Genomic DNA, 17308 nt, shown 5'->3' with positions numbered 1-17308 from the left:
GTCAGTCGTTGGACAGCCTGGCCACTTTTCCCATTAGGTACCGCCGTTCCTGCAGGCTGCCGGTCTTCTTCGCCGCGGCAAGGTACGCTGCGCGGGCCTCGGCAGGGGAGCCCGCCATGTCCAGCAAATGCCCGCGAACGGCGTCCAAGCGGTGCGAACGACCCAGCGCTGAATCCAATCCCCCCAACAGCTCAAGGCCGGCTTCGGGACCATCCACCATGGCCACAGCAACTGCCCGGTTCAGCGTCACAACGGGACTGGGGGCCACGGCCTCGAGGACGGTGTACAGGGCAACGATCTGCCGCCAGTCGGTCTCAGCATCAGAGGAAGCTTCGGCATGAAGGGCGGCAATCGCGGCCTGGAGTTGATAGGGGCCAGGTGCCCCACGTCCGAGGACGGAGGACAGCAGTGCTATGCCCTCCTCGATCTGTCCCGGGTTCCACAGGCTTCGGTCCTGCTCGGCCAGCGGCACCGGCGTTCCATCCGGGAGGGCGCGCGCGGCCCGCCGCGAATCGGTCAGCAGCATCAGCGCCAGCAGGCCGCCGGCCTCCAACTCTCCCGGCGCCGCGCCCAGCACCAGGCGCGTCAACCGAATGGCCTCCGTGGTGAGCTCCTCACGCTGCAGGGAGGGACCCGAGCTCGCTGCGTAACCTTCGTTGAAGATCAGGTACAGGACGTGAAGTACGACGCCGAGCCGCGCCTTGCGCTCATCGGCCGGCGGCATGCTGAACTTGCCTCCCGCCTTCTGGATCCCCTGTTTCGCACGGCTGATGCGCTGGCCCATGGTCGCCTCGGGGACGAGGAAAGCGGAGGCGATTTCCGCCGTCGTGAGTCCGCCGACTGCACGCAGCGTCAAGGCGAGTTGCGACGGTGCGGACAATGCCGGGTGGCAGCAGAGGAACATCAGCGTGAGGGTGTCGTCTGCTTCCGATGCGGAGCTGGACGAAAGATCCACCTCCATGGCCGCAACGCGTTCCTCCCGCGCCCGGCGTGCGTTGTCGCTCCGCCACGCGTCAATCAGGCGTCGGGTGGCGACGGCAATCAGCCATGCCTTCGGATTGTCCGGCACCACTGCGGGCCACTGGATTGAAGCTTCGATAAGGGCTTCCTGGACCGCGTCCTCACAGGCATCGAACTGCCCGTGCTTGCGGGCCAGCACGCCGAGGACCTGCGGCGCCAAGCTGCGCAGCAGGTCCTCGATTCGCGTGTCCCGCGGGGTTTCGGCCAATAGAGCTATACCTCCGGCGGGCCGTCCGGGATGGCGCGGAGCTCCACAACCTGCGAGTACTTGACGATGCTTGAGCAGATCTCCACAGCGCGTTCCTCGCTGGCCACATCCACCACCCAGTAGCCCACCAGGGATTCCTTGGCTTCGGCATAGGGGCCGTCCGTGGTGATGACTCCATCCGGAGTCTGCTTCACGAGCTTCGCCGTGCTGCCGTCGGCCAGTCCGGCGTTGAAGACGAGCTCGCCGGACTCGGTCAGGTCCTTGTCGATCTGGATCATGAAGCCGATCATTTCCTTGATCCATTCAGGGTCGGCGGTCTCCATCATGCCCTCGGCGGACCCGAACATCATGATCATGTATTTCATCTCAAAACTCCTTATGAAGGGCGCCCTGTTTGGGTGCTTTCACTCATGGGTCGGAACCGGGGCGGGCTTTTCTACATCGCCGGGGAAATTCTTTTTGGCTTTTCAGGCCCGGGCGATCACTTCACCGTTGGGAATGAGGAAGTAGCCGTCATCCGTGGCTCCCCAGCGGTGCCAGCCGGCAGCGATCCGGGCAAGGTCGGCTTCGTTGGCGAAGCCGTACTCCAAAGCCTGCTCGGCGAAAGCGGAGTGCAGGACGCGTTCACTCCACACCCGTGACTGCCATGCTCGCTGTTGGGCTGTGGCGTAGAGCCAGTTGCTGCTGGTGGGCGCCACTTGGGTGAATCCCGCCTGCTGGGCCCAGGACACCAGCCGACGGCCGGCGTCGGGCTCTGCTCCGTTGCGGCGGGCGATCTTTTGGTACAGCGTCATCCAGTCGTCGAGTTCCGGAACTTCCGGGTACCAGCTCATGCCGTGGAAGTCGGCGTCGCGCACGGCCACAATGGCGCCGGGCTTGGCCACCCGGCGCATCTCACGCAGTGCGGCCACCGGGTCGGTCAGATGTTGTAGGACCTGGTGGGCGTGGACGAGATCGAAGGACTCGTCCTCGAAGTCGAGATCGTAGATATTGCCGGTCCGGAATTCCACGTTGTCCACGCCGCGCTCGGTAGCGAGTTCTGCTGCCTGGGCCACGATATCCGCCGAGCGGTCCAAGCCGATCACTTGCGCGGGCGCAACCAGTCCCGCGAAGTCGCACGTGATGCTGCCAGGCCCGCATCCGACGTCGAGCACTGATGTTCCGGCGGTGAGATGGGGGATGACAAACGCGGCCGAATTCTCGACCGTTCGTGAGGCGTGGGCCCGGACAACTGACTCGTGGTGCCCGTGGGTGTAGACATCTTCAGGCTGCTGCGCGTTCATAGGGAAACGCTACAACTTGAAAGGTGAATTTAGGCGGAACGCGGTCAGTCGCTCTTGTGGGTGGCTTCCTCGCGTGCGGCCAGCGTGGCGTCCACCATGTCCGTCATGAAGCGCCGGACGAGTTCCAATTCCTCGGCACTGTACGCCGCCATGGCCTGGCCCATGCGGATGGCGAGCGGCATGAACATGGCACTTCCGTCGCGGTGCGCCTTGGGAGTCATGTGCAGCTGGACTTGCCGGCGGTCCGTCCCAAGACGCTCGCGGACCACATGCCCCGAGGCGTGCAGCCGGTCGATAAGCGCTGTGGTGGCGGGGGAGCTGAGCCGGAGTTCGGCGCGGAGGACGCCCGGGGTGACCACCCGGCCTGCGGCGGAATGGCGCATGATCACGGCGAGCGCGTTGAGGTCCGTCCGGTGCATGTCGTTTTGTCCGCCTGCGGCGTCGACGTAGTGGTTTGCCTCGAGGGTGAAGTCTTGGAGGAGGCGGACGAGCTCCTGGGGTGCGGTGTTCATGTCTGCCCTCCTGCCAGGGTGGTCTCTTGTTGTTGCCTTCCGGATATTACTCCCAGCGGCTGGGGAATCCGGCATCAGCTTCCCCGCCCTTGGATTAGTTCCATGGTAGAGATAATCTATGGTGGAATAAAGACATCACGCATCCCCGGAGAAGAAGGACTCATGAACCTGCAGAAAGTACCGTTCTGGCTGCGCTGGCTGGTGCCCGTGGTGCTGGTGGTCACGTGGCTGGGCATCGCCGGAATTGGCGGCCCCACGTTCGGGCGTCTGGACGAGGTCTCGTCCAATGACCAGGCCTCGTTCCTCCCCGCTGGCGCCGAAGCGACCGAGGCCGGGGACTGGCAGGCCAAGTTCCGGGACTCCGAGGAGATCCCTGCCGTGGTCATCGTGGAGAACGACGCCGCATTCACCCCGGCCCAGCTGGGCGAAGCAGCCCAGCTGAAAGCCGATATTGAGGCACTCAAGCTGGGGAGCGCCGTCGTCGGGCCTATCCCGTCGGAAGACGGCAAAGCGGTCCAGTTCATCGTTCCCATGGCGTCGTCCGATGAGTTGCGCGAGTCGGTCCAACTGCTGCGCGACACTGTCCAACCCGGCGCCCCGGACGGCATGCGCGCCTACGTGACGGGTCCGGCCGGCCTGACCGCCGACCTCGTCAACGCATTCGGGGGGATCGACGGCATCCTGCTGCTGGTGGCGCTGGGCGCGGTCTTCGTGATCCTGCTGCTGGTGTACCGCTCGGTGGTGCTGCCCTTGGCGGTACTGTTCACGTCGGTGTTCGCCCTGTGCGCGGCGATCCTGCTGGTATTCGGCATGGCCAAGCTGGGCTGGATCCAGCTGAACGGCCAGAGCCAAGGCATCCTGTCCATCCTGGTGATTGGCGCGGCGACCGACTATGCGCTGCTGTTTGTGGCGCGGTTCCGTGAGGCGCTGACGCACACCACCAACCGCACCCAGGCCGTCATCACCGCGTGGAAGGCCTCCTTTGAGCCGATTCTTGCCTCGGGTGCGACCGTCATCATCGCCCTGCTGTGCCTGCTCTTCTCGGACCTGAACTCCAACAAGGCGCTCGGTCCTGTCGCGGCGGCCGGCATCCTCTGCTCGTTGTTCGCTGCGCTCACGCTGTTGCCCGCTCTTATGGCGCTGCTGGGTCGCGCGGCGTTCTGGCCCTTCCGGCCCAAGTTGCTGCCCGACGACGAACGCGAACCTGAGATCCTCACCGGGCTTGAGGGGCAAAAGGGTCTGTGGCGAGGCATCGGCACTATCGTTTCCAAGCGGCCGCGGGTGGTGTGGGTGGCATCGGTCCTGGTGCTGCTGGTCGCCTCCGTCGGCGTCCTGCAATTGAAGGCCAACGGCGTCCCGCAAACGGATGTCATCCTGTCCCAGTCCGACGCCGTGGACGGCCAGGACGCGCTGGCGCGCCACTTCGACGCCGGCAGCGGCAGCCCCGCCGTCGTGGTCGCCTCCCAAGGTGCCGCGCAGCAGGTCCTGGACAAAGTGAAGGCCTCCGACGGCATCGGCGACGCGTACCTCCTGGCCGAAGGCAGTGTGCCCATCACCGGTGCGCCCGGCACACCGGCGGAACCGGCGGTCCGCGACGGCAAGGTGCTGATCAACGCAACGCTGAACTCAGCGGCCGATTCGATCGAGGCCGAGGAAGCGGTGAAGTCGCTGCGGGTGGCGGTCCGCGAGGTCGACGCCGGAGCGTTGGTTGGCGGGGTCACCGCCACTGCCCTGGACACCAACACCACCGCGCAACGCGACTTGGTGGTCATCATCCCGATTGTCCTGGTGGTCATTCTTTTCATCCTGATGCTTCTGCTGCGGTCCGTAGTGGCGCCGGTGCTGCTGGTGCTCTCCGTGGTCCTGTCCTACGGCGCCGCGATGGGTGTTTCCGCCTGGGTGTTCAACGGGATCTTCGGATTCTCCGGGGCCGACGCCACCGTGCCGCTGTTCGGATTCGTGTTCCTGGTGGCCCTTGGCGTGGACTACAACATCTTCCTGATGAGCCGTGTCCGCGAAGAGTCGCTGAAGCACGGGACCAGGCCCGGGATCCTGCGCGGACTGGCCGTTACGGGTGGAGTCATTACGTCTGCCGGTGTTGTGCTGGCAGCAACGTTTGCCGCCTTGGGAGTCATCCCCATCATGTTCCTGGTGCAACTGGCGTTCATCGTGGCGTTCGGGGTGCTGCTGGACACTGTGCTGGTCCGCTCCCTGCTGGTGCCCGCTTTGGCGTACGACATTGGCAGCAAGATCTGGTGGCCGGGAAAGCTGGGGCGTGAGCCTTCCGCAGCTTCGCTTGGGCCGCGCGAGGAAGAAGAGGCGCCCGTGGGGCGCTAGTCAGGCTTGCTGGTTGTTTGGGTCGACGTAGCCGGCGCCGCCATCAACGGTCACAAATTGGCCTGTATGGAGGCGCCGGGTAGCGTCGCCCGTTCCCACCACGGCGGGGATTCCGTATTCGCGGGCAATGAGCGAGGCATGGGCTGCGAGGCTTCCGCCGTCGGTGACCACGGCGGCGGCACGGGCGAAGAGCGGAGTCCAAACCGGCGCAGTTGAACGGGCCACGAGGATTTCGCCCGCTTGGAAGCTGGTGGCGTCTTCCGGTCCTGCCATCACCCGCACCCTGCCGCCAATGCGTCCGCTGCTGGCCGGGTGGCCGATGATGGCGTCCTTGGGATATTCGGATGTGGTTCTGGCTGCTGCTACGGCGTTTCCGACGGGGTCGCTTCCGGACCTGCCCGGTTCGCCTCCGAACCTCACGGGTTCGCCGATGGTCAGTGGCGCGTCCAACTGCCTTTGCCGCTGCCAGGTGCTGCGGCGAACCTCAACCTGTGCGCGGTAGTCCCCCTCAGGGTGGCGGACTTCGTCCAAGGTAAGGAAGTGAACGTCCTGGGGGTGGTCGATGGCACCCGTGATGGCGTGGTGTTCGCCTAGCCTTTGGGCGCAGCGGCGCAGTACGGGCCAGGCGAGCGTCAAGTTCAGGGATTGTTCTTCGCGGAGGACGGCGTAGTAGCGGGCCATGGCCAGGAGGGAATCGAAGTGAACCAGCTTCCCTCGAGTATCAAGCAATACCTTCCGGGCCGCAGCTTCTGCTTCGTTCCGCCGGGCTATGAGCGCTTGCGTACCTGGAGTCTCTGAATCCGTGTCCGCGTCTCTCCCCGCGTTTCGGGTCTCTCCGGCGGTGGGGTAGTACCAGTCGAGGGAGTAGACGGCGTGGTTCGCCTCCGAAGGCCGGGTGCCCGTGAAGCCGCGAAGAAGCACCTGGTGTCCTTGGTTTCCCGCTGGTGTGTCGCCGAGCGGGCCGGCAAGATGCTTCTTCCAGAAGACAGCCAACGCGGCCTCCATCTTCCAGGCCGATCCGCCTACTACCGACAATGACCACAGCTGGATCCCGGCCTGCCGGCTGATCGCGTCAACCAACTCAATGAGCCTGGCCGGCGATGCCGTCTCGACTTCCCCTTCCGTTTGCCTCACGAGTTCCTGGTATCCAGGCAGCAATTGTTCACGCCACTTCAGCTCCAAGCCGTGGAGAACTGCGCGGTGCGCCGCAGCCGGGTTGGTTGACGCGCGGAGAAGGGCGTTGATGAGGAACCAAGGCAGACGACCCCGGCTGCGGAGTATCAGCGGCGCCACGGTCCACGGGGTAGGAATTGGCGGGGAGTTGAAATACCAGCCGTTCACAGAGCCGTATCGAAACGGCACACGCACGTGGACGTCATCCTCCATGCCGTCGAGGAACCCGCTCTCGACCCGGGGAATGAGCCAGTTCGCAAACAGCGGTGTCAACGGATCAGGGAGCCACTCACCGAGCCGGAAATTGCGTGCCCACACGCCTTTGCCTGGTGCTATCCAGCTGACGGGCTCTGGCAGGGCTGTCATGATGCGGGTGGCCAGTCCTCGGCGTCGTTCGGGCGCGAGCTGGTTGCCGCAAGGCCGGTCACAGGGTCTCCAAGAGGCCGGTGGTCCGTTCAATGGCTCCCGGGACAAGGGAGTAATAGGCCCACGTGCCACGCTTCTCGCGGTGGAGGAGGCCTGCGTCCACAAGGATTCTCAGGTGATGGGACACCGTTGGCTGGCCGAGGTCCAAGGGCTCGGTGAGGTCGCACACGCAGGCCTCGCCCCCCTCTGAACCCTTGACGATGGACAAGAGGCGCAGGCGGTTGGGGTCTGCAAGGGCTTTGAAAACCGAGGCCCTTAGCTGTGCCTCGTAGTCGTCGATGGCCTGTTGCCCCGACGGCTCGCAGCACGCTTCGGCCTCCACTGGTGTCAGCTCCACAGTTTGCCCGGATTCCATGCATCCATTATGCACATACATTGACAATCATCGATATACCTGGACATACTCAATATCGAAGTTCATCAATCTTTGCCCAGTTCGTTTGTGGGCGTTAGAGCCAGGAGTCTTGTGAGCACCCCGACGCAAACCGCAGCCCGTGATGCCACCCCCGAGTCCGGCGTCGTTGGGAAGCTCTCCGCAATGGATCGCTTCCTGCCGGTCTGGATCATCGCCGCCATGGCGCTGGGTTTGCTGCTGGGCAGCCTCGTTCCGGGCTTGAACAGCGCGCTCGAGGCCGTGAAGGTCGGCGAAGTGTCGCTGCCTATCGCCCTGGGCCTGCTGGTGATGATGTACCCGGTCCTCGCCAAGGTCCGCTACGACCAAGCGCACCGAGTGCTGGCCGACCGGAAGCTCATGGTCACCTCGCTGGTGATCAACTGGGTCCTCGCTCCAGCCTTCATGTTCGCGTTGGCGTGGGCGTTCATCCCCGACCTCCCGGAATACCGGACCGGACTGATCATTGTTGGCCTGGCCCGCTGCATCGCCATGGTCATGATCTGGAACGACCTCGCCTGCGGAGACCGTGAATCCGCGGCCGTGCTCGTGTTCGTCAACTCAGCCTTCCAGGTGATCGCCTTCGGTGCTCTGGGTTGGTTCTACCTCCAGTGGCTGCCGTCCCTCTTGGGTCTTCCCACCACGGCTGCTGACTTCTCCTTCTGGGCCATTACGTTCTCAGTGCTGATATTTCTTGGCATCCCATTGCTCGCAGGCTTCCTCACACGAGTTGTTGGCGAGAAGGTCAAAGGCCGCAGCTGGTATGAGGGAATCCTCCTGCCCACGATTGGTCCGTGGGCGCTCTACGGCCTCCTTTTCACCATTACGCTCTTGTTCGCGCTCCAAGGCGGCACCATCATCTCCAGGCCGATGGATGTTCTTCGGATCGCCTTGCCACTGGTCGTCTACTTCCTGGTGGTGTTCGGCGCCGGGATGGTGATCGGCCGGTTGTTGAATCTCGGATACGCGAAAACCACCACGCTCGCGTTCACGGCGGCCGGCAACAACTTCGAACTCGCCATCGCCGTAGCGATCGGAACCTTCGGCATGACGTCAGGGCAGGCCCTCGCCGGCGTCGTTGGACCCTTGATTGAAGTACCCGTCCTTGTTGCACTTGTGTATGTAGCCCTCTGGGCGCGCAAGCGCTATTTCACCCCCACCGCCATCGCTGCCTGACCTTCGAGGAAAAATTGATGACCACCGAAACCGCCAAGAAGCCTTCCGTCCTTTTCGTCTGCGTCCACAATGCCGGGCGCTCGCAGATGGCCGCCGCGTTCCTCACCACCCTTTCCCAAGGTGCCATCGAGGTCCGCTCCGCGGGTTCCCAGCCGGCCGACAAGGTCAACCCGGCTGCCGTTGAAGCGATGTCCGAACTCGGCATCGACATGTCCGCGGAAATCCCCAAGGTCCTCACCACCGAGGCCGTGAAGGAATCCGATGTGGTCATCACCATGGGCTGCGGCGACGAATGCCCGTACTTCCCCGGCAAACGCTACGAGGACTGGGTTCTTGAAGATCCCGCCGGGCAAGGTGTTGATGCCGTGCGTCCCATCCGCGATGAGATCAAAGCCCGCATCGAGGGCCTGATCGCCTCACTAATCCCCGCCGCCAAGTAATCCCGACAACCCAGGAGCGACTCCCGTGAGCAACGAACAACTCATCATCATCGGGTCCGGCCCTGCCGGCTACACGGCGGCCATCTACGCTGCCCGTGCGGGGTTGAGCCCTTTGGTGCTGGCCGGCTCGGTCACAGCCGGCGGCGCCCTCATGAACACCACGGAGGTGGAAAATTTCCCTGGTTTCCCCGCCGGCATCCAGGGCCCCGAGCTCATGGACGGTCTCCAGGAACAAGCTGAAAAGTTCGGCGCGCGGATAGTGTTCGACGACGTCACTGAGGTTGATCTCAAGGGTCACCTCAAGCGCGTGGTCACCGGGGCCGGCGAAACTCACGAAGCACCTGCCGTCATCCTCGCCACTGGCTCGGCCTACAAAGAGCTTGGCCTGCCGGAAGAGAAGAAGCTCAGCGGCCACGGAGTGTCCTGGTGTGCCACGTGCGACGGCTTCTTCTTTCGGGAGCAGGACATCATTGTTGTGGGCGGCGGCGACTCCGCGATGGAGGAAGCCACCTTCCTGACGCGCTTTGGGAGGTCCGTCACGGTAGTGGTCCGGAAGGATGAACTGCGGGCGTCACGGATCATGGCCCAGCGTGCCAAGGACAATCCCAAGATCACGTTTGCCTGGAACTCAGCCATTACGGCCATTCACGGCGACACCAAGGTCACGGGCGTGACGCTCAAAGACACGCGTACCGGTGAAACCCGGGAACAGGCGGCAACTGGAATCTTCGTTGCCATCGGCCACTTGCCACGGACTGAACTGGTTGAAGGACAGGTGGACCTCGACGCCGAGGGCTACATCAAGGTGGATTCACCGACCACCTGCACCAATCTCTCCGGCGTCTTCGCGTGCGGCGACGCCGTGGATCATCGCTATCGCCAGGCCATCACCGCCGCTGGCACTGGATGCTCAGCTGCTTTGGACGCCGAACGGTACCTCGCAGCCTTGGACGACGCTGACAGCATCGCCACGGCACTGGTCGAAGAGCCCACCCACTTCTGAGCAAATCCCCGACTGAGGAACGAGTAACACATGGATGAGAACCTTCCTGTCGCCGTGATCGGTGCTGGCCCTATCGGCTTGGCTGCGGCAGCTCACCTGCTTGAACGCGGCCTGGAGCCAATGATCTTTGAGGCCGGTCCCTCAGCGGGCGCCGCCATTGAGCAGTGGCGACACATCCGGTTGTTCTCCCCGTGGCGGTTCAACCTCGACGCAGCGGCCGTCCGATTGCTGGAGCCCACGGGGTGGGAATCGCCTCGGCTAACGGCACTGCCATATGGAGGAGAACTCATCGACAACTATCTGGCACCGTTGGCTGCGACCCCGGAGATCGCCGCCCGGCTCCAGACAGGATCCAAGGTCGCGGCGGTCACCCGAAAGGGCATGGACAAGACCCATGTGCGCCACCGCGACACCACCCCCTTCATAGTGCGCGTTGAACACGCCGCCGGGGAGGTGCGCGACCACACTGTGTCCGCGGTCATCGACGCCTCAGGCACGTGGTCCACGCGCAATCCGTTGGGCACCTCGGGGTTGCCGGCAATCGGTGAAGACCGTGCCGCAGCCCGGATCTCCTCGCCGCTGCCTGATGTTTCCGGCCGCGATCGAGACTCCTTCGCTGGACGGCGGGTCCTGGTGGTCGGAGCGGGGCACTCCGCAGCCAACACACTCATCAACCTCGCTGATCTTGCCAAGGAAGAACCGGAAACGCGGATCCTGTGGGCGGTACGGGGAGCCTCAGCAGAGAAGGTCTACGGCGGCGGTGATGCCGATGGCCTGCCTGCACGCGGACAGCTCGGCGCCCGACTTCGCCGTTTAGTGGAGACAGGAAAGGTCGAACTGCACACGGGATTCGGTATCAGCTCCTTCGCTGATTCGGAGCAGGGCCTGACCGTAGCGTCCGTCGACGGACGCGCTCTGGTGACGGACGTCGTCGTGCCTTGTACCGGGTTCCGCCCTGACCTGGACATGCTCCGGGAACTGCGCCTGAACCTGGACCCCGCTGTTGAAGCGCCCATGGAACTGGGTCCGCTCATTGATCCCGAGTTTCACTCCTGCGGCACGGTCCCGCCGCACGGAGCCAAGGTTCTCGCCCACCCGGAGAAGGACTTCTACATCGTGGGCATGAAGTCCTACGGCCGTGCTCCGACGTTCCTGATGGCCACCGGCTACGAGCAGGTCCGTTCTGTGGCTGCGGCATTGGCCGGGGATCAGGCGGCTGCTGACACCGTCCATTTGGAGCTACCGGAAACGGGTGTCTGTTCATCCGACGCCGGTTCCAGTTGCGATGTTCCTGCTGTGGCTGCTGCGCTAACGGAGGAGGAGCAGGCCAGCGGTTGCTGCTCTGTTCCTGAACCGGTGCTTATCGGCTTTCCCACCGGGCTGGCCCACGGCCGGTCCGGCGGGTAGGGATCGCCGTCTTCCGGCGGCGCGTCAGGCGCTGACGGTGTTGCGTTCGCGGTAACCGTCAGCGGCGTAAACACCAAGGACCCGGACCTCGGTGGTGAAGAACTCCAATTCCTCCAAGGCACGGCGGAGTCGGGCATCCTCGGGATGACCTTCGACGTCGGAGAGGAACATGGTGGCGGCGAATTCGTCGCCCACCATGTAGCTCTCCAACCGGGTCATGTTGAGGCCGTTGGTCGCGAAACCGCCGAGCGCTTTGTAAAGGGCAGAGGGAACGTTGCGGACGCGGAACACGAAGCTGGTGATCGCGGGGCCAGGCAGTTCTTCCTTCGTGGGAAGCTCGCGTTCACGGGCCAGAACAACAAAGCGGGTGGTGTTGGTGGGGTCATCTTCGACGCCCGAGGCCAGGACGTCCAGCCCGTACAGTTGAGCGGCGAGCGGCGGAGCGAGGGAAAGCTTGCGGGGATCGTTCCAATCCCGGACCTCGCGTGCTGAGCCCGCGGTGTCACCGGCGATGACAGGCTTGAGACCGGCCTCGCGAATGATCTTGCGGCACTGGCCCAGCGCGTGGATGTGGCTGTGGACCTCTGTGGCGCCCTCGATGGTGCTGCCCGGGATCCCCAAGAGGTCGAAGCGGATCGGCAGGAAGTACTCGCCGACGATCTGGAGCTTGGACTGGGGGAGCAGGACGTGGATGTCAGCCACGCGTCCGGCGATGGAGTTCTCAATCGGGATCATGGCCAGATCGACTTCGCCCGTGGATACCAGTTCAAAGGCGTCCTCAAAGCTCGCGCACGGGACGCTTTCGAGTTCGGGGAACATTTCCTTGCACGCGAGATCCGAATTGGCTCCCGGCTCACCTTGGTACGCAATCTTCTGGGACATGGTGCTCATGGTTACACGCGGAGCCCCCGGCAACCCAAACGGGTCCATTCTGTGGCCGGAAAGCAAACTGACTGGCATTAGTGGTTGGAATGAGGACTCATAGCAACCACTAATGCCAGTCAGTTGTAAGTATTAGCCGTTGATGATCTGCGGGACGCCCAGGGCCTTCAGGCCCTCGGCGCCGAACTCGAGGCCGTAGCCGGACTGCTTCGCGCCACCGAACGGAATGCGCGGGTCCACGGCGCCGTGCTTGTTGATCCACACGGTTCCGGCCTGGATCCGTGCGGCGACTTCGCGCGCGGCACCCACGTCGGAGGACCAGACCGAGGCGCCCAGTCCGACGTCGAGCGCGTTCGCCTTGGCCACCGCCTCATCAACGGTGCTGTACTTGATGATCGGCAAGGCGGGCCCGAACTGCTCCTCAGCCACCAGCGGGTTGTCGTTGTCGATGTCGGCCACCAGCGTGGTGGGGTAGAAGTTACCGGGCTGGTTTGCGTCGGGGTTGCCGCCAATCAGCACGCGGGCACCCGAGGCCTTGGCGGCATCGACCAGCCGGGCCACGATGTCGTACTGCTGCCGGTTCTGCAGCGGGCCCAGGACGTTGTTCTCATCCAAGCCGTTACCCATGGGCATCGCAGCGGCAACAGCAGTGAGCTCTGAACACACAGCCTCGTACTGGGACTCGTGAACGTACAGGCGCTTCAGGGCGGCGCAGGTCTGGCCGGTGTTGATGAACGCGCCCCAGAACAGGCCCTCGGCGATGGCCTTGGGGTCGGAGTCCGGCAGGACGATGCCGGCGTCGTTGCCACCGAGTTCCAGAGTGAGCCGCTTGACCGTATCCGCCGACGAACGAATGATCGCCTTGCCCGTGGCCGTGGAGCCGGTGAACATGACCTTGCCAATGGCATCGTGCGAGGCCAGCGCTTCGCCGACGTCGCGGCCGCCGGAAACCACGGACAGCAGGCCCTCGGGCAGCTCTTCGTTGATGATCGAGGCCAATGCCAGCACTGACAGCGGGGTGTTTTCGGACGGCTTGACCACTACGGCGTTGCCCATGCGCAGGGCCGGTGCGATCTGCCAGACGGTGATCATCATGGGCCAGTTCCACGGGCCAATGGCACCCACGACGCCGATGGGCCGGTAGTGCAGTTCGGCGCGGGTTTCGCCGTCGTCCACTACGGTTTCAGGGTCCAACGGGGTAGCGGCTGTGGCGCGCAGCCAAGCGGCACACGCGCCGACTTCGAAGCGTGCGTTCGGGCCGTTCAGCGGCTTGCCTTGCTCGCGGGAGAGCAGCTGGGCGAGTTCCTCGGCGGAACGCTCGACGGCGTCGGCGGCCTTCATGAGCGCGGCGGACCTGGCGTCGTGGCCCAAGGCAGCCCAGGCAGGTTGCGCGGAAGCGGCGGCGGTGATGGCGGCTTCGAGGTCCTCGACGGTGTGAACAGGTGCTTCGCCGACAGCCTGGCCGGTGGCCGGGTCAAGGATGGTGCGGCTGTTCTGGCCGGGGGCCGGGGTGATCGAGGCCAGCAGGGCGTCGTAAGTCTCCATTGGTACTCCGCTCGGGTAGTAAGTCTTGGCGGCCAGTAAGGCGCGCGGCGATGTTTCCAGTGTGGTCGGCGTCACGCGGTTGGGCCTTGTCTATGCACGAACGGCCCTTGACGGGAAGCGAACGCTTTCCGTTCCGGCGCTCCTGCCTGATAATCGACCTTGTGACTCTTGCTTCCCTTGCAGCCTTCGCCGGCCTCTGCCTGGTCCTGTCCGTAACGCCCGGCCCGGACACCTTCCTTGTCCTGCGAATAGCGTTGAACCGTCCCAGTGCCGGAATTGCTGCGGCTGCAGGGTCTGCGGTTGGCGCCATTGCCTGGGCTGCATTGGTGGGCGTAGGCCTCGCCGCCATTCTGGAGCAGTCCGCGGAGCTGTTCCGCTGGGTCAAGATCGCAGGCGGCCTGTACTTGCTGTACCTGGGCGTCTCTTCGTTCATCAAGTCCCGGAAGGCAGCCAAGGCAGGCGCCGACGGGTCCGCCGCGGAAGCACCCCTCCCTTACAGCAGGCTCTCGGCGTTGGGTGCCGGAGCCCTCTCCACGCTGCTCAACCCCAAGGTTGGCCTCTTCTACCTGGCCGTGGTCCCGCAGTTCATCCCGCACGGCGGCGACACCATGGGCACGTCCCTCATTCTGGGCGTCGTGGTGGCCGTCATTGCCTTCGCGTATCTCTCGATGATCGCCGTGGTCGCGTTCAAAGCGATGCGGTGGCTCAAGCGGCCCAAGGTGAGCACCGTCGTCGAGCGTGTCAGCAGCGGCGTGATCGCCGGGCTGGGCGTCGGCGTGGTGGCATCGGGCGCCACGAGCTAAGGCGCTACCAACTAGCGGAGTCGCCAGCTACCTAAGCCGCCAGCAGCGCCAGGTAATTATCCAGCTGCCCCGCAAGGTCCAGGGAGAAATGCTCGTTGGGGGACAGCGCGGCGGCGATCTGCGCGCCGAGCATCATGTTGAGCAGGTGGTCGGCGACGGCGGCGTCCCCAATGGGGGTCTCGATCTCGCCTGCCGCCCGGGCTGCCGCGCAATGGGCAGTGATGGTGGCGTGCCATTGGCTCATGGACTCGCCGTGAAGAGCGGCCATATCGGCGTCGTTGAGTGCCTTCTGCCAAAACGGGATCACGATGCGGGCTTCGTTGACGCGTTCCTCATCCAGGGGCAGGACTTCGGCGCAGAATGCCCGGAGCGCCGCCACGCCTGAAAGCCCCTCGGTCACGGTGGCGATGCGTTGGTTGGTCCGATTGAAAACGTGCCCGAACGCCGATGTCAGCAGCAGGTCCTTGGTGGGGAAGTAGGGCTTGAGGGCGCCGTTGGCGAAGCCTGCTTCCTCGGCTATTTCCCGCATGGTGGCGCCTTCCATGCCGAGCCTTGCGATGATCCGCCAGGTTGCGTCGACCAGTTCGAGGCGTCGTTGATCGTGGTCCACAATCTTTGGCACTGAAGGGGCTCCCGGAAAAATAATCGGCGGAAAGGTCTTGTGACACATCTTACGTTTTGGTTATTCTCTACACCTATAGAAAATAAATCCCGACCCATCGTAGGTCCCCGGACAAGAGGCAGCCATGACGCCCACAGCAACTGAGACAGCAACCCAGTACCGCCTGGCCACGGGCGCCGAGATCTCCGAGGTCCAAGCAATCCTGCAGGCCGCCGGACACCTCGGTTCCGAAAAGCGGATCGCCTACCTGGGGTTGGTGGATCCTTCCCGTGGGCAGGCAGAAGTAGACCGCCGATTCCGCGTCTTCATCCACGACATTGCCGGCGGGGCGCCTACTGATGTCCTCGTCTCCGTGACCCGCGGTGAAATCCTGACAGCCATAGAGCTGGATACCAAAGTCTCAGGCGAACTCCCTGTGCTGGAAGAAGAATTTGAGGTGGTGGAGACACTTCTCGCCACCGATGAGCGTTGGCTGGCAGCCCTCGCTGCCCGGAACTTGGACGTGGAAAAGGTTCGTGTGGCTCCGCTGTCCGCTGGCGTCTTCGAATACGAAGAGGAGCGCGGCCGCCGCATCCTCCGTGGCCTGGCCTTCGTGCAGGACTTCCCCGAGGACAGCGCTTGGGCGCACCCTGTGGATGGGCTCGTGGCCTACGTGGACGTGGTGAACAAAGAAGTCACCCAGGTCATTGACCTCGGAGCCATGCCCATCCCCGCCGAGCATGGAAATTACACGGACCCCGAACTGACTGGCCCGCTCCGCACCACGCAAAAGCCCATCAGCATCACGCAGCCCGAAGGTCCGAGCTTCACGGTCACGGGCGGCAACCACGTCGAGTGGGAAAAGTGGAGCGTGGATGTCGGCTTCGATGTCCGCGAAGGAGTTGTCCTCCACAACCTTGCCTTCCAGGACGGCGACAAGAAGCGTCCTATCATCAACCGCGGCTCCATCGCCGAGATGGTGGTTCCCTACGGCGACCCCTCACCCATCCGGTCCTGGCAGAACTACTTCGACACCGGCGAGTACCTGGTGGGCCAGTACGCCAACTCCCTGGAACTTGGCTGCGACTGCCTGGGTGACATCACCTACCTCAGCCCGGTCATCAGCGATGCCTTCGGCAACCCCCGCGAAATCCGCAACGGCATCTGCATGCACGAGGAAGACTGGGGCATCCTTTCCAAGCACTCGGACCTCTGGACCGGCATCAACTACACCCGCCGCAACCGCCGCCTGGTGATCTCTTTCTTCACCACCATCGGCAACTACGACTACGGCTTCTACTGGTACCTCTACTTGGACGGCACCATTGAGTTTGAGGCCAAGGCCACCGGCGTCGTCTTCACCAGTGCCTTCCCGGAAGGCGGCTCGGACAACATTTCCCAACTGGCTCCCGGCCTCGGCGCGCCCTTCCACCAGCACCTCTTCAGTGCCCGCCTGGACATGGCGATCGACGGTTTCGCCAACCGCGTGGAGGAAGAGGACGTGGTCCGCCAGGCCATGGGTGAGGGCAACGAGCGCGGCAATGCGTTCTCCCGCAAGCGCACCGTCCTGGGCCGTGAATCCGAAGCCGTCCGGGAAGCTGATGCACGGGCAGGCCGCACCTGGATCATCTCCAACCCGGAATCGAAAAACCGCCTGGGCGAGCCCGTCGGCTACAAGCTCCACGCCGAGAACCAGCCCACGCTGCTGGCCGATCCCGCCTCCTCCATAGCGAAGCGCGCAGCTTTTGCCACGAAGGACGTCTGGGTCACCCGCTACGCGGACGAGGAACGCTACCCCACGGGCGACTTCGTGAACCAGCACTCAGGCGGCGCCGGCTTGCCGGCCTACATTTCCCAGGATCGCGACATCGACGGCCAGGACATCGTCCTCTGGCACACGTTCGGCCTCACACACTTCCCGCGTGTGGAGGACTGGCCGATCATGCCCGTGGACACCGTTGGTTTCAAACTGCGTCCGGAAGGCTTCTTCGACCGCAGCCCGGTCCTGGATGTGCCAGCCAACGCCACAGGCTCAAGCTGCCACAGTGAGCCCACTGGCGAGCACGGCGAACCCTCCGGGCACTGCCACTAAGCGCAGCCG

Annotated in this window: 16 protein-coding genes; 7 read left to right on the top strand and 9 right to left on the bottom strand. The window is 64.1% G+C overall.

The features are described from left to right. Nucleotide 1: 1 nt before the first annotated feature. The 4 genes from ACFRJ9_RS03655 to ACFRJ9_RS03640 form a co-directional block, all read right to left on the bottom strand. Nucleotides 2-1228 (bottom strand): RNA polymerase sigma factor, encoded by a 1227-nt coding sequence (locus tag ACFRJ9_RS03655; RefSeq protein ID WP_377664531.1) that lies wholly within the window; start codon nucleotides 1226-1228, stop codon nucleotides 2-4. Between the two features lie 5 nt (nucleotides 1229-1233). Further along, entirely contained in the window at nucleotides 1234-1593 is a 360-nt protein-coding gene (locus ACFRJ9_RS03650) for a YciI family protein (protein WP_377664529.1), read from the bottom strand. Between the two features lie 102 nt (nucleotides 1594-1695). Then, nucleotides 1696-2511, bottom strand: coding sequence for a methyltransferase domain-containing protein (locus ACFRJ9_RS03645; protein ID WP_377664527.1), 816 nt, complete (start codon nucleotides 2509-2511; stop codon nucleotides 1696-1698). 44 nt (nucleotides 2512-2555) lie between these two features. Next, nucleotides 2556-3023 carry a MarR family winged helix-turn-helix transcriptional regulator gene (locus ACFRJ9_RS03640; protein ID WP_377664525.1) on the bottom strand — a complete coding sequence of 156 codons (468 nt, stop codon included), beginning with the start codon at nucleotides 3021-3023 and terminating at the stop codon, nucleotides 2556-2558. A gap of 162 nt (nucleotides 3024-3185) precedes the next feature. On the opposite strand from ACFRJ9_RS03640, the gene ACFRJ9_RS03635 reads away from it, so the two are divergent. Then, nucleotides 3186-5360, top strand: a complete 2175-nt coding sequence (locus tag ACFRJ9_RS03635; RefSeq protein WP_377664523.1) for an MMPL family transporter — start codon at nucleotides 3186-3188, stop codon at nucleotides 5358-5360. Here ACFRJ9_RS03635 and ACFRJ9_RS03630 read toward each other — a convergent pair whose 3' ends face one another. Both ACFRJ9_RS03630 and ACFRJ9_RS03625 read right to left on the bottom strand, forming a co-directional pair. Further along, nucleotides 5361-6899 (bottom strand): PEP-utilizing enzyme, encoded by a 1539-nt coding sequence (locus ACFRJ9_RS03630; RefSeq protein WP_377664521.1) that lies wholly within the window; start codon nucleotides 6897-6899, stop codon nucleotides 5361-5363. It lies immediately after the preceding gene. Nucleotides 6900-6957: 58 nt separating this feature from the next. Continuing rightward, nucleotides 6958-7314, bottom strand: a complete 357-nt coding sequence (locus ACFRJ9_RS03625) for an ArsR/SmtB family transcription factor (protein ID WP_377664519.1) — start codon at nucleotides 7312-7314, stop codon at nucleotides 6958-6960. A gap of 111 nt (nucleotides 7315-7425) precedes the next feature. Here ACFRJ9_RS03625 and arsB point away from each other — a divergent pair, with 111 nt between their 5' ends. From arsB to ACFRJ9_RS03605, 4 genes are read left to right on the top strand one after another with little or no spacing between them, the layout of a single operon-like run. Continuing rightward, entirely contained in the window at nucleotides 7426-8526 is a 1101-nt protein-coding gene (gene arsB, locus ACFRJ9_RS03620; RefSeq protein WP_377664517.1) for an ACR3 family arsenite efflux transporter, read from the top strand. 17 nt (nucleotides 8527-8543) lie between these two features. Further along, a complete protein-coding gene (locus ACFRJ9_RS03615; protein WP_377664515.1) occupies nucleotides 8544-8966 on the top strand; it encodes an arsenate reductase ArsC in 423 nt (140 codons plus the stop codon). A 25-nt stretch (nucleotides 8967-8991) separates the two neighbouring features. Then, nucleotides 8992-9969, top strand: a complete 978-nt coding sequence (trxB, locus tag ACFRJ9_RS03610) for a thioredoxin-disulfide reductase (protein ID WP_377664513.1) — start codon at nucleotides 8992-8994, stop codon at nucleotides 9967-9969. A 30-nt stretch (nucleotides 9970-9999) separates the two neighbouring features. Continuing rightward, nucleotides 10000-11376, top strand: a complete 1377-nt coding sequence (locus ACFRJ9_RS03605) for an FAD-dependent oxidoreductase (protein ID WP_377664511.1) — start codon at nucleotides 10000-10002, stop codon at nucleotides 11374-11376. A gap of 24 nt (nucleotides 11377-11400) precedes the next feature. Here ACFRJ9_RS03605 and ACFRJ9_RS03600 read toward each other — a convergent pair whose 3' ends face one another. Beyond that, entirely contained in the window at nucleotides 11401-12258 is an 858-nt protein-coding gene (locus ACFRJ9_RS03600; protein WP_377664509.1) for a prephenate dehydratase, read from the bottom strand. Nucleotides 12259-12390: 132 nt separating this feature from the next. Further along, nucleotides 12391-13803: an aldehyde dehydrogenase family protein gene (locus tag ACFRJ9_RS03595; RefSeq protein WP_377664691.1), complete on the bottom strand. Its 1413-nt coding sequence runs from the start codon at nucleotides 13801-13803 to the stop codon at nucleotides 12391-12393. Nucleotides 13804-13964: 161 nt separating this feature from the next. Here ACFRJ9_RS03595 and ACFRJ9_RS03590 point away from each other — a divergent pair, with 161 nt between their 5' ends. After that, entirely contained in the window at nucleotides 13965-14606 is a 642-nt protein-coding gene (locus ACFRJ9_RS03590; RefSeq protein ID WP_377664507.1) for a LysE family translocator, read from the top strand. 31 nt (nucleotides 14607-14637) lie between these two features. Here ACFRJ9_RS03590 and ACFRJ9_RS03585 read toward each other — a convergent pair whose 3' ends face one another. Further along, nucleotides 14638-15228 carry a TetR/AcrR family transcriptional regulator gene (locus ACFRJ9_RS03585; protein ID WP_377664505.1) on the bottom strand — a complete coding sequence of 197 codons (591 nt, stop codon included), beginning with the start codon at nucleotides 15226-15228 and terminating at the stop codon, nucleotides 14638-14640. Nucleotides 15229-15352: 124 nt separating this feature from the next. Here ACFRJ9_RS03585 and ACFRJ9_RS03580 point away from each other — a divergent pair, with 124 nt between their 5' ends. Further along, complete coding sequence (locus ACFRJ9_RS03580; protein WP_377664503.1) at nucleotides 15353-17299, top strand: primary-amine oxidase; 1947 nt, start codon at nucleotides 15353-15355, stop codon at nucleotides 17297-17299. Nucleotides 17300-17308: the final 9 nt, after the last annotated feature.

Source organism: Paenarthrobacter sp. NPDC056912, assembly GCF_042786555.1.
Lineage (GTDB): Bacteria > Actinomycetota > Actinomycetes > Actinomycetales > Micrococcaceae > Arthrobacter.
Note: the sequence above shows the minus strand (reverse complement) of the source record. Positions and strands in the feature narration are given on the sequence as shown.

What these genes read in the sequence shown, in the direction of transcription:
- ACFRJ9_RS03650 (WP_377664529.1), bottom strand. Translation starts at nt 1,593, where the DNA reads ATGAAATACATGATCATGATGTTCGGGTCCGCCGAGGGCATGATGGAG.
- ACFRJ9_RS03645 (WP_377664527.1), bottom strand. Translation starts at nt 2,511, where the DNA reads ATGAACGCGCAGCAGCCTGAAGATGTCTACACCCACGGGCACCACGAG.
- ACFRJ9_RS03640 (WP_377664525.1), bottom strand. Translation starts at nt 3,023, where the DNA reads ATGAACACCGCACCCCAGGAGCTCGTCCGCCTCCTCCAAGACTTCACC.
- ACFRJ9_RS03635 (WP_377664523.1), top strand. Translation starts at nt 3,186, where the DNA reads ATGAACCTGCAGAAAGTACCGTTCTGGCTGCGCTGGCTGGTGCCCGTG.
- ACFRJ9_RS03630 (WP_377664521.1), bottom strand. Translation starts at nt 6,899, where the DNA reads ATGACAGCCCTGCCAGAGCCCGTCAGCTGGATAGCACCAGGCAAAGGC.
- ACFRJ9_RS03625 (WP_377664519.1), bottom strand. Translation starts at nt 7,314, where the DNA reads ATGGAATCCGGGCAAACTGTGGAGCTGACACCAGTGGAGGCCGAAGCG.
- ACFRJ9_RS03615 (WP_377664515.1), top strand. Translation starts at nt 8,544, where the DNA reads ATGACCACCGAAACCGCCAAGAAGCCTTCCGTCCTTTTCGTCTGCGTC.
- ACFRJ9_RS03605 (WP_377664511.1), top strand. Translation starts at nt 10,000, where the DNA reads ATGGATGAGAACCTTCCTGTCGCCGTGATCGGTGCTGGCCCTATCGGC.
- ACFRJ9_RS03600 (WP_377664509.1), bottom strand. Translation starts at nt 12,258, where the DNA reads ATGTCCCAGAAGATTGCGTACCAAGGTGAGCCGGGAGCCAATTCGGAT.
- ACFRJ9_RS03595 (WP_377664691.1), bottom strand. Translation starts at nt 13,803, where the DNA reads ATGGAGACTTACGACGCCCTGCTGGCCTCGATCACCCCGGCCCCCGGC.
- ACFRJ9_RS03580 (WP_377664503.1), top strand. Translation starts at nt 15,353, where the DNA reads ATGACGCCCACAGCAACTGAGACAGCAACCCAGTACCGCCTGGCCACG.